At 59.6% G+C, this 11,456-nt stretch carries 10 protein-coding genes; 4 read left to right on the top strand and 6 right to left on the bottom strand.

Annotated elements, in window-relative coordinates; genetic code table 11:
* Window positions 1-129: 129 nt before the first annotated feature.
* Complete coding sequence (locus ABDZ89_RS10430) at window positions 130-960, bottom strand: IS5 family transposase (protein WP_100050285.1); 831 nt, start codon at window positions 958-960, stop codon at window positions 130-132.
* 130 nt (window positions 961-1,090) lie between these two features.
* On the opposite strand from ABDZ89_RS10430, the gene ABDZ89_RS10425 reads away from it, so the two are divergent.
* Complete coding sequence (locus ABDZ89_RS10425; protein WP_343778959.1) at window positions 1,091-2,197, top strand: pentapeptide repeat-containing protein; 1,107 nt, start codon at window positions 1,091-1,093, stop codon at window positions 2,195-2,197.
* A 125-nt stretch (window positions 2,198-2,322) separates the two neighbouring features.
* Here the strand turns inward: ABDZ89_RS10425 and ABDZ89_RS10420 are convergent, their stop codons facing one another.
* The 3 genes from ABDZ89_RS10420 to ABDZ89_RS10410 all read right to left on the bottom strand — a co-directional run bounded on the left by ABDZ89_RS10420 (window position 2,323) and on the right by ABDZ89_RS10410 (window position 6,231).
* Window positions 2,323-2,619, bottom strand: a complete 297-nt coding sequence (locus tag ABDZ89_RS10420) for a DUF8152 family protein (RefSeq protein ID WP_343778847.1) — start codon at window positions 2,617-2,619, stop codon at window positions 2,323-2,325.
* A gap of 267 nt (window positions 2,620-2,886) precedes the next feature.
* The gene (locus ABDZ89_RS10415) at window positions 2,887-5,421 is read right to left on the bottom strand and encodes a CARDB domain-containing protein (protein ID WP_343778845.1); all 2,535 of its coding nucleotides are present in this window, start codon (window positions 5,419-5,421) and stop codon (window positions 2,887-2,889) included.
* Window positions 5,422-5,805: 384 nt separating this feature from the next.
* Window positions 5,806-6,231, bottom strand: a complete 426-nt coding sequence (locus ABDZ89_RS10410; RefSeq protein ID WP_008847019.1) for a DUF7522 family protein — start codon at window positions 6,229-6,231, stop codon at window positions 5,806-5,808.
* A 217-nt stretch (window positions 6,232-6,448) separates the two neighbouring features.
* Here ABDZ89_RS10410 and ABDZ89_RS10405 point away from each other — a divergent pair, with 217 nt between their 5' ends.
* Both ABDZ89_RS10405 and ABDZ89_RS17120 read left to right on the top strand, forming a co-directional pair.
* A complete protein-coding gene (locus ABDZ89_RS10405; protein WP_049911817.1) occupies window positions 6,449-6,754 on the top strand; it encodes a DUF7130 family rubredoxin-like protein in 306 nt (101 codons plus the stop codon).
* Between the two features lie 5 nt (window positions 6,755-6,759).
* Complete coding sequence (locus ABDZ89_RS17120) at window positions 6,760-6,954, top strand: DUF7501 family protein (protein WP_425544610.1); 195 nt, start codon at window positions 6,760-6,762, stop codon at window positions 6,952-6,954.
* Window positions 6,955-7,161: 207 nt separating this feature from the next.
* Here ABDZ89_RS17120 and ABDZ89_RS10400 read toward each other — a convergent pair whose 3' ends face one another.
* A complete protein-coding gene (locus tag ABDZ89_RS10400; RefSeq protein WP_343778843.1) occupies window positions 7,162-8,466 on the bottom strand; it encodes an FAD-dependent oxidoreductase in 1,305 nt (434 codons plus the stop codon).
* Window positions 8,467-8,685: 219 nt separating this feature from the next.
* Window positions 8,686-9,777 carry a hypothetical protein gene (locus ABDZ89_RS10395; protein WP_343778841.1) on the bottom strand — a complete coding sequence of 364 codons (1,092 nt, stop codon included), beginning with the start codon at window positions 9,775-9,777 and terminating at the stop codon, window positions 8,686-8,688.
* Between the two features lie 196 nt (window positions 9,778-9,973).
* On the opposite strand from ABDZ89_RS10395, the gene ABDZ89_RS10390 reads away from it, so the two are divergent.
* Window positions 9,974-11,452, top strand: coding sequence for an MAC/perforin domain-containing protein (locus ABDZ89_RS10390; RefSeq protein WP_343778840.1), 1,479 nt, complete (start codon window positions 9,974-9,976; stop codon window positions 11,450-11,452).
* Window positions 11,453-11,456 lie beyond the last annotated feature (4 nt).

The raw sequence follows: 11,456 nt of genomic DNA, 5'->3' as shown, positions 1-11,456 counted from the left end.
ATCTGGCACGCCGATTCAAACGAAGTCTCGAAGTCGGTTGAAACGTTACGGGAAGCACGCGCCCCACCAGAGATTCGTGAGCAGAATTCGGCTCACTCTGCTTTGTTGAATCCGATGACGGCGTCGGGGTCACTGTTTGAGAGCCTGTTCGAGGTTGTAGACTGCGGCGGTCAACACAAGTTCGCGGAACTCGCGGTACCACGCGCGAGGGTGGACAGCGGGGCCGAACCGACGCTTGATGGCCGAAAAGGCGGTCTCGGCCATCCACCGCTGGCCGTATAGCTCGCTGTCCAACCGTGCGTTGTGCGCGTGATCGTACGCAGCGAACAACCGGTGACGCAGCAACGGCCGGACGCCCTCTGAACGGAGGGCGTCCCGGAGAGATTGGTCGTCATAGCCTTTGTCGCCGGCGAGACTCTCGATTTTCTCGGTGTTGCGAAGGGCAACTCGACGGCCAGTTTGGGTGTCGTGAGGCCAGTGTGCCGAGCAGTGAATATCGAGGATGGCACACGAATCTGTATCGACGAGTGCCGTCGTTTTGAGCGTGCGTATGTGGCGATCCGAGCGGTGTTGGTAGTGTCTCGATGCCGTTTCGCGGTCGAAGAACGTGGCATCGATGGCACCGTGCGAGCCCGGATCGCAGATGGTCGCAGACTCCCGAAGGAACCCGCGCCACACGGACATGGGCACCCTCTCAAACGACCGGTACAGCGTTGAGGGTGCGGGAAATGCCGTTCGAGCGAGCTGTAACAGACCACGAACACGATCCATTTCACTCGCCCAATCGACGATCTCGCGGTACGTCGCATCCATGTGAACCCGCAAAAAGTGGAGCGTGACATGCTTCCACCCGGGAAATCCGTTGCCAGTCGGATCACTCACCGCCGTTGGACTGGCGGCACAGCGCTTTTGAGCCAGCGACGCGGCTTGCTTAACGAAGCGGAAGAGTAGGTTAGTCACATTCGGCTCTTCCGCTTCGCTTCCACCTTCAGAGCGACGCTATCCCTTTGCCTTCTGCGAATTCAACAGAGCAGCTCACTCTGAATTACTCGATGGAGCTAAACTATCTGGTCTTGACCTAAAAGACCGGATTAATTTCTACCATGTCGCACTTCGTGAAAGTGATCTCAGAGATGCGGACCTCTCAGATGCGAACCTCAATCGTGCCGATCTCTCGGACGCAAGCCTCATGCATATCGACTTCTCGGACGCGGAGCTCATGTCTGCTGACCTCTCGGATGCGAACCTCTGGGACGCCGACCTTTCGAGTGCAGATCTCCGGGGTGCTAAACTCTCGAACGCGCATCTCGTGGACGCCGACCTCTCGAATGCGGACCTACAAGAAGCGGTACTACAGCAAGCCGATGTAGATGGCGCAGATTTTGTCAGCGCGAATCTAGCAGAAGCATCACTGGTGGGAGCGGACTGCGAAAGCGCGGAATTCGAGAATGCAGTGCTGGTTCGCGCATCACTAGAGAATGCAGACCTCGTAGACACGAATCTTACGAGTGCCTACCTGTTCGGGGCTCGATTAGGAGGAGCACGTATTGATAGTGCGACTCAACTTGTCGTAGAGGGTGGCGTCGGCGATGTGACGGTGACCGAGCGGTGCCGGTACGATCCCGACGCGCCGCCAGAGGGACCGGAGGCGTCGCTGGCGATGGACCCGGAGGATCTCAAGGCAACCCCCGACTCACCGCGGGTTATCCAGTTACGCCGCGCCCGTAGCGTCTACCAACGATTAGAGGGGTTGGGCCGGCAGAACGGATTTCCAACCCTTCAGAGTCGGATGTTCAAGCGCCGCCAGGAGATGCGCCGACACCTGCTTCGTGAACAGGGAGAGCGCACGCGCTGGCTCTTCGCCGAGCTCCAGCGGGGGCTATTCGTCTACGGAGAAAGCTTTCGTCGCGTCCTCTCAATATCGGCGCTCGTTGTCAGCCTGTTCTGGGGGTTGTTCACCACGACGGGGACCATCGAGACGACCGACGGAACAGCCGTGACCGCTGGGGCTGTCGTTGACGATCAGCTGCTGGTCTGGGAAACGTTGTACCACAGCCTCTCAGTGTTCTTTGCCGGTACTGGCCCCCTCTCTCCGACCGGAACGCTCGGACAGGTACTGACAATATCTTTACGCGCCACAGGGCCAATCCTCCTCGCGCTGCTGATCTTTGTGTTGGGCCGTCGCGCTGCAAGATAGACACTCTGCATCTCGCACGCCAATCTTAGCAAGTCAGAGCCCTGTTACGTTGGAAATATGAGGACTTTTGCTAATCCCTATTAATATGTGGCATTGAGGGCCATTCCGTACAATCCGGATCAAAATCACTCGTTAGCGAGAACGACTCGACAGCACTCAATCGCTGCTTCGATGTGGCGGTCGGCGATCACATCGTCCGTTTCGTCAGCCGATTCAAGCAGTGTGGCAACCTGACGAACCCGTTTCTGTCTGGTTTGAGTGTCAAGATCGTCACTGGTAGCGTCGCGGGCGACGGCTTCAGCCTCTCCGAGCCATCGGTTCGTCGCTGGCGGTACTGGGCGATCTGCGGTCGCAGTGAGATGAGTCGCCAGTGCGTCGACTGCAGCCCGCGGCTCGGTTGGGATGTCGATTTCGTCCGTCATCGTTAGTGTATTGACACCCACTGTGAAGAATTGTTGTCCCAAGCGACACTCCAGACTCTTGAGAACGTCTCCAGCCTAGCACAACCCCTTGTCAGTCAGTGGCAACGTGTCCTCAGTGTCTGTCCGGTATCGTTCGAGAGCCACACCAGACGACACAAACCCATACGCGGCCGAGAACGTCGAGTATGGTGGAAGTCGATCTCCCCGACTTCGTTGTGTGGTCGGTGAGCGAGCGAGGAGAGGGTGACGTGCTCGTCGCGCTCCCTGCTACCTGATCACCACCGAGTCGGTCCCGTACACTGTCAGTCCTCCGGTCGTTCGGCCGGTGAAGACGGCGATTGTGTCGTCAGCCTCGAAACCGGCGTCGGAGAGGCGGAAGACCGCGACAAGGTCGGCGTATCCGTCGCCGTTTACGTCCTCGACGTCGGTTGCGAACGCTGTCGCCCCGCCGCCGGCGGCGACCGTCGTCTCGGACCCGAACCTGAGCGTCGAGTCGTCGATAGTGGTCGGGTCGAAGTCCGCGTTCCCGAGGACGGCAACGGGGACTGCCGCGCGTTGGCTCGGCGGGAGTTTGTTCGCCGTATCGCCCGGCCGGACGTCGACCTCGACGGGGAGCTTGACGAGTACCGTGCCGACAGCGGCGCTCTCGACGGCGAGATCGAACGTCCCCGCAGCGGTGACGGTGTAGTCGAACGTCACGGTCGTCTTCTCCCCGACGCCGAGCGTGACCGCCCTCGAGTCCACCACCGCCCCGTCGACCGTGAGGTTCAGCGTCTCGGAGCCGGCGGCGCCGCCGCCGTTTCTCGCGGTGGCCGTCACAGCGACCGTGTCACCGACGAGTACTTCGCTCTCGTCGACCGAGGCGTCGATGACGACGATCTGGGGGACCAGCCCGCCGATCGCGAACACCGATAGGCCGGGCGAGACGGCCTTGTACTCGTACGCATCCGACGTGGCGTTCAGCCCGAGGGCCGTCGTGGGGAGCGCCTCGGGCGTTCCCGTGGTATCGTCGTAGCGGAACAGCGCCACGTTGTTGGGGGCGACGCCCGCCGTGGCGAGCGCGTCCGCGTCGACACTGAAGCGGAACACGACCTCAGAGACCTCGGCGTCGAGAAGACTCGTCTCGACCGTAAGGTAGCCGAACGGGACGGTCCCGTTCGGGCCAACGACGGCGAGGTCGGTCGTGCCAGGCGGGGCCGTCTCGCCCGTCGTCACGTTGAGCGCGTAAGTCGTATCGAGCGCGGTGGTGACCGCGAGCGAATCGAGGGTGACGTTCTCGGTCACCGGGTCGTCAAGCGGAATCGTCACCGGCTCGTCCGTGATGGCGCCGATGACGGTGACGTTCGAGCCGTCACCCGAGTCGTCTACGTCGACCGTCGGCCCGGTGGTCCCGAGCGGGGCGAAGACACTGAAGTCGGTGATGCTTGCCGAGACGGTGTCGTTCGTCGTGTCGACCATCGACCCAGGGACCGGCGCCCAGGCCGCCCCGTCGTACTGCCACAGTTCGAGCGTCGATTCGGTGATGTCCCTGGCGAGCACGTCGGCGTCGTCGTAGGAGACGGTGATGTTGAGGAGTGACGAACTCAGGCCAGTCGTGCTGGTCGCGGTCGCGTTGAAGAACCCGCCCACGTTCGTCCGGTCAGTGGGCGTCGCCGGCAAGGCCTCGACGTCGCTGACGCGAACGTCTTGGCCCGTAAAGGAAACCGTCGCCGACGACAACTCCAAGCTCTCGAAGGCGATCGCCGTCGAGTTGTTGTCGAATAGCGAGGGATTGCTACCGACGCGAACGTCCTCGAACCCGCTGTTCACGACGGTGCTGTTCCGTACAGTGACATTGTCGGAGGGTTCCCCCACGCTATCGTCCCCGACACTGATCCCGGTCTGGGCGTTGCTAACCGAGAGGCCCTCGAGCGTGGTGTTCGCGCTGTTCCGGATGGAGACGCCTACGAGGGCGTCAGAGACCCCGACGTTCCGGACGGCGACGTTGTGAGAAGGTGCGCCGAACGTGCCGTCTCTGGCGCTAACCCCCGTGTTGACATCGGTGATAGAGAGGTCCTCGAACGCCGCGTTCGCGTTGTTCCCGATGTCGACACCGATGAGGGTGTTCGAGACCGCGACGTTCCGCACCGAGACGCCGTCGCTCCCGACCACTGTGAGCGCGCTGTCGAGCGGGCTGCCTCCGAGTCCGCTCGCGGTGATATCCCCGAGAGAGAGTTTGCTATCGGTGAATGCCGCGTTCCGGACGGCGCGAAGCTCCACGGCACCACCGCCCTCGACGATGCCGTTCGACGTTGACGTCTCCTCGACGATATTCGTGATCACTGCCCCATCGATGTCGGACAACCCGACAACGGCGGCCCGACGGAGGGTAACGCCGGCGACCGTCACGTCGGTGCTCGCCTCGAAGGATGCTCTGTTACCCTGCATGACGACGTTTTCGAGTCGGACATCGGTGGTCTCGACGAACTGGAACGTGTTGACGGTGAAGCCGCTCGTGGTGACATTCCGGACCGTGACGTTCGTGTAGGGACCGGCAGTCGTCCCGTCTACGAGCACGCCGATCGACGGGTCGAACGGTAAGTTTGTGCCCGTTAGGGCGTACCCCTGTCCATTCAAGACGACGTCCGAGGATCGGATGTCGATGCAGACGTCCGTCCCGTCGTCGAGGATAATTCCGTTTTGCAGGACGGAGAGGTCGTTCTGCACGAGGTAGACTCCCGGCGAGTCGATGACTCGGCAGGTAGTGACGTCGGTGGTGGCGGCCGCGACCGGCGTGGCCAGCCCGACGAACCCGCCTGTCACGACCCCTAAAGTCACGAGGACTACTACTGCGGCCCGGATGACGTTCGTACGGCTTGTACCTCTCCTCTGGAGCGCCTCACGGCGTGTTGAATCGGACATGGCTGCGAACTCCGTGTCGAACTACGACTGGTAGCAATTGACACGTGTAGAACGGCTTAATCGAAGATATACTTATCTACGGAGAACGCTTTCAAAATCGAGACTCGAATAAACGGCTCCGTTGAAATCATTAATCGGTGATAGGTTTCAGCGGTCGTGCTGCATACAGGGTACGTATCTCGCACAAGGCCTTCGTCAGAATAGGTGGCTCGTTCAGTACAGGTCGGACAAGCAAGGGAGTGCGAAAAAACTACTCCCCGTCTCTAACCAGGCTTGTCACAGGTATCACTCGCCGCTGAGCACTCCTCGGATCGCGCTGACTGCCTCTCTGAACGAACGAACGTCCATGGAGTCAGCAGTAAAGAGGACGCCAACATCGCCCTCAAGCACCCTGACGACGAATCCGTTGTCGTGGAATCGGACGGTGAAGTTGTACGGGCCGATGTTCGAACCGTCGTCACTGTGTGCGATTTCGGTTCGGGCTGACCGTTCCGCGAACCCCACTTGTTCGAGTTGGACCAATTGCGCTTTCCGTTCTTGCGCGGCCTCATCAGACGGGTAGAGGTCCCGCCGTACGTACAACAGATCGAACGACGACGGTGTGAAATACATGACGCTCCGGAGGGTGTCCCCGAGGCTAGTTCGGGTGGCACTGAGGATCTGTTTGGCCGTCTCGTCACTGATACTCGTATCGAATGTCTCTGAGTTCATACAACGTAGCAATCGCGTCCGGTGATAAGAAGCATTTCTACGGCGATATCCGAAAATCAGCCCTGGCGTTCCGGCGAGATCTGCTGTACACACTGTCTTCCGCATCGAGAGCTGCTCCCATGATGGCGTATTCGGTTCTAATCGCCCCATTGGAACCGAAAACTTGTGTAATTATAGACGAAGTAACAGTTAGGTAGAGTCCGCTCCAATACTGTGTATGCCCGAAGACAGTGAGGTAGTATCTCAGGACCGAATACTCAAACCGGGACAGCAGGTGTACGACGGGAACGGCCGGACCATCGGCGTCATCTCTGCCATCACGGAAACTGGGGTCGAAGTCAACACCAACAGTGACGTTGACACGTTGTCGCTCAGGCGCGCTCCCACCGTTAATCTCGGCGAGGGATATCTTGTGTGGCGGTGCAGCGAGTGTGGGGAGTTGGGTGATATCGACCAGATTCCCGACCACTGTCCAAGCTGTGGAGCTAGCAGAGAAACCCTCTACGCCTACCTAGAGGATTAACACGTATGTCAGAGGATCACCCCCCACGCGATTCGCCGGAGTGGAACAACCCTGACCTGTGTCCGTTTTGTGGTGCGGCCCTGTCGGACGGCGGGGTCGGATTTATCGATCACATTGCGGACGCCCCCAGATGTGAAGAGCGATTCGAAGCTTGGCGAGGACAAATTCGAGACGACATCGGTGGGGAATGGGGTGGGTAACTGCGGTTTGCCTGCTGTATCTATCCTCTGAGTCTTGCACAGTGATTGCTGACACATTCCAATATAGGTCGAAGTGAGACGTGCAAGATACAGAGAGCTTGTTCGGCGATGAGTCCCCGAGTGAACACGAGGCCTATCGCACCCGAACTTTCATAAACCAGCGTCGTCGGACGACCGTCAGGCGGTCTGTGTGCCAACTATGTGCGACTAATCGGTCTCTTTCATCAAATTCCATACGTTCCGGCTCGCGATTACCTGCGTCTCCATCGCCGAGATAACCGGCTCCATCGCGTTTATGTAATAGACGTTGGGGTGGAGCCGGAACGGAGCGGTGTCCGACCGTGGCGTGAACTCCGGATATGCATTCCATGGAATCGTCTGCACTTCGGTGACGTCGTAGAATATATCCGTTTCGGTTACCGGGACCGATGGTTCTCGCGATGCTAGGGCGAAAACGTACGTTCCGGTTTCTCCATCGGTAGGCTGGCGGTGTAGGTCGTAGAATGGTTCCGTCGAATCCGCCGTCGTAACTACGGATCCGGGTGGAGCATCGGTACTCCCGAAGTATTCCGGTGAGCACTCCCCGGCTACGAACTGCGATTCCAGCCGCACGAAGCCGATATCCTCCGGGAAGTCGACCCCCTCGAGGGACCTACCGATCGAGATATCAGCCGGTTCCAGCGGCGCCGCGATACATAATACGTCGAATTCGAAGTCTTCTGTGTCGGTTGCAACAGAGACGGTGGAACCATCCGCTTCGATCGAGCGAATCTCCATGTCGGTTTTTACCGTGGCGTTCGACCGTTCGAGGAGCTGCTGACAGAACTGGATCGTCCCTCCGTCCACTGTGTACACCGATCCGACCGTCCCTCCCCCCACGAGCGCGACGAGACAGGCGAAGGCGTGGATTTCAGAGGCGTTCTGTGCATAAAAATTTCGTGTGATTGCACTCACGAATTCGTCGATTGCCCGGTCTGAGATTCCCTTATCCCTGAGGTATTCGTCACCTGGGATCCAGAGCAGGTGATCGAGACCAATCGCGTGTAACAAATCCGTTGGGGTTTCGAATCCGGCCGTCGAAACCGGGAGACGATACACGCGTCTAAACCGGCGTAAGAACGCCTGAGTCACCCAGTGGATTCTCAGAATCGAGAGGCCGTACCGCCTGACAATAGACGCATTCGCTCGCCACGCAGGACCGTCGGTTCGGACGACGAACCGGTGTCCGTTCCAGATTCCACTTGGCCCGTGTTTGGGCTTCATCGGTTTCGAAAGTTTCAGTCCAAGTGTGTTCGCCAGTCCTAGCAACAACTCGTTTGACGAGTGGATGTACTTTCCTCCTGCATTAATGGACTGGCCACCTACGGAGATCCGTTTGATTCGTCCCCCGATCTCTGGTGCTCGCTCCAAGACCACAATCTCCGCGGGCTCTCCGGACTGTGTCCCGACCTGGTACGCCATTGAGCATCCGGCGATTCCCGACCCGATAATTCCGATCGTGCGTGAAGTCATCGAATTGCATAAGCAGCGTTTGGCTATCAATCAACCGAATACACATATACGCAGTAATTGCAGTCCTGAGTTGCGGAATCACGGGTAGTGTGAGATGCACCCTCGTATCAAAAACCCCTCTCGAACAACGAGTCTCGCCGTCAATAAGCATGACGGCAACGAGACCACCGAACTCGGGACAATCAGTTCGACAGCGATGCTTGATCTCTCATTCGGACGTTACTGATTCGAGTTCTGCTCTGCAGTTTCGCTCGGCTCCGTTACTGAGGCGACTGTTGCGACCACATTCGGAGCCATCCGCTCTGCGTACCCTGCCGCAAACCCGATAACAACCATTATCGGTGCGGTAATCACGTCGTCCGCGATGATCGTCCCGTTCTGCAACAGGGGCGTCTGGAGGACGAAGTAGAACAGGAGCGCGGAGATCGCTCCGATCACACCACGAGCGCCCGTAACAGTGAGTTGATTGATCTGTTGTGGGATCTTCGTCGAGAGTGATCGGTTCCTGAGCGAACGCATCCCGAACAGGGACGCACCCATCACACCGGCGATGATCATGAACACCGCGAACCCCGGAGTTGCAGTCGCTGGTTCTCCCCACGGTGTTTCGAGCAGGGATGCCACGCTGCCGGTGAGCCCCGACGTTCCGTTCCACACCCAGTCGAGCAGCGTGAGCGCGAGCAACGTCAGTCCGGAGAGCGCACCCATCAGTACGAGTTGGTTGAACTGACGCTGTCGCTCGCTCCGGTTCAAGTAGACACTCTCGTACTGATCGTCGAGGATCCGGCTCGCCGCTCGGAGCTCCGCGCCGGTGATCTCGTCCTTGAGAGCTTCCGTCTCGTCACAGAGCAGATCAACCACTGCCTGTCTCGGCCAGCCGCCGAGCGCATCGAGTGCCTCCCCGCGGATGACGGCAGCCCGAGTCCTGAGTTCCGAGCCACGGTCGTGGTTACTGTCTATTCCCTCGAGCTTCTCGAGGCCGTAGACTTCGAGCCGTTTCGCGGTGTGGAGATGGCGCCACGCCTCGTCGAGGGCGCCCGAACGTAAGTCCGCTTCAGCCATCGCCAGCAGTTCACGCCCGTACGCGACCCACGAATCGTCTTCCGAGCGGGTCCGCTCGGCCAAGAGCTCGAACTCCGGGCGAGCCGTGGAGAGTTCGGCATGGAGTCTCACATAGGCTGCTCTGTTGACGAATCCCCTGGTCAGGAATCTTGGCCCCGTGAACCGGTCTCGTGCGTCGACGGGCGTGCCCGACCCCGTGGCAGAAAGAGGCCGTTTCTGTATAGCCGATGCCTGATCGGGGGGACTCATGATTCGATAGATACGTCATCACACAGCATAACCGTATCGTCCGCGTTAGATACGCTCGACCGCCACGAACTCCATACGCGACTCCAGCGCGATCACCCCTCCGCGGCTCGCGGCTTCCCAGTAGGTTTTCGACCTTGTAGCCCGGTGTCGGATGGATATCTCGTCCACTTTTCCGACGCTAAGTTCATTTAGTAGTATGACATTTAGGGCTCTGAATATGAGTGTGATAGAATCCGGAGTGAGTTCCGAGTACAAACCGCCCGAGGATCTCGAGAGCTGGCGCGACGGCGTCAAACTTCCGGGGACGGATCAGGTTGGACGCGGCTACAACGTCTTCGAGGGCGACTACCTGCCGGACGCGAACGCGATGAGGGAACCCCTCTTCGACCTGGGGGAGTACGAGGAGGACTCGACGCTGAACGATCGGAAGTACTACAAGCGGGAGCGAGTGGACGTACTGCCGAGAGGCCTGGGAGAGTTCACGAAGACTGAGGGGCTAACCGTACAGGAATACCAGCGGAACCTCGCAGTGTCGGTCGGCATTGAGGGGGAGTCCGCGGTCGGGTTCGGGCTGTTGAGCGGGGCCATCAGCGCCCAGTTCGCGACGTCGCACATGCAGCTTGCCTCGGCGTACTTCCTTTCGCGCCACAATAACATCCACAAGGCCACGTTGCGCCTGCCCAGCGGCTTCCGGAACCTGCTCACCGACGAGGCCAGGTCGGACTTGGCCCGGATGCCCCCCATGGACCTGTTCGACAAGTACGGCACGCACTTCCTCCGCAGTCTGATCATCGGGGCACAGGCCGAGCTCAGGGTCACGACCAACACGGCAGAGATAAGCGACGACATGGATATCGATGTGGCAGCTAAAATGTCATACGAATACCTCACTGGGCGGGTAAAGGCCGAGGCGGCCGCCGAGTACCGCGAGCGCCATCGGGAATTGCAGCGGCACTCCCTCCTCCACCTGGTGACACGGGGCGGGAAGGTGGAGTACGGCAACGGTATCATCGAAAAGGGTACTTACGAGCAGTGGACCGAGAGTATTGAGGGGAACCTGGCCGTCGTCGCGCTCCCGCACACCAACGACCCAGACCCCTCGAACAGCAACCGTCCCCTCCAGCCGATCTGGGAGCTCTGTGACGACGACCAACGTCGGGAGGAAATCGAGGCGGCGTTCAAGAAGTACGCGGAGCGGTTCGAGTCGCTACCCGAGCCGACCATCGCGCCGGTCTACGCGTACTCGACGAAGAAACCGAAGAACGGCTACTCCGTCAAAGAGCCGAAACGCTGGTACTTCTCCCGGAGCCGATCCGAGATGGGCAGCGGGGGCTGGGTCCTGCAGCCCCACCCGTTCTTTTACGTCTCCACGGAACCCGAAGATGACAGGGTACCCGTCTACTTGCACTCGGCGCGGGAGCCGCTTCGGTTCAAGCTCTCTGTCAACCCGAAAGAGGACCACGGCTGGTCGCTTCACCGGCCCGACCCAGTCTGGTACGCCTACCACCCAAACTCGGGCGTCGAATCGGGAGGGGTCCCGATATTCGGCCACACGAACCCGAACAAAAGCCACAAAGGCGTGTCGGGCTGGTATTACAATACACGCGATCGAGCGCACGGATGGGACAGTGAGGAGCTGACCTTCTACGCCGACGTGGCGAAATTCGGTGAGTAGACAG

It is taken from the genome of Halorubrum ejinorense, assembly GCF_039522565.1.
In the GTDB taxonomy this organism is placed as follows: Archaea; Halobacteriota; Halobacteria; order Halobacteriales; family Haloferacaceae; genus Halorubrum; species Halorubrum ejinorense.
This window is presented reverse-complemented; position numbering and strand designations above follow the sequence as displayed.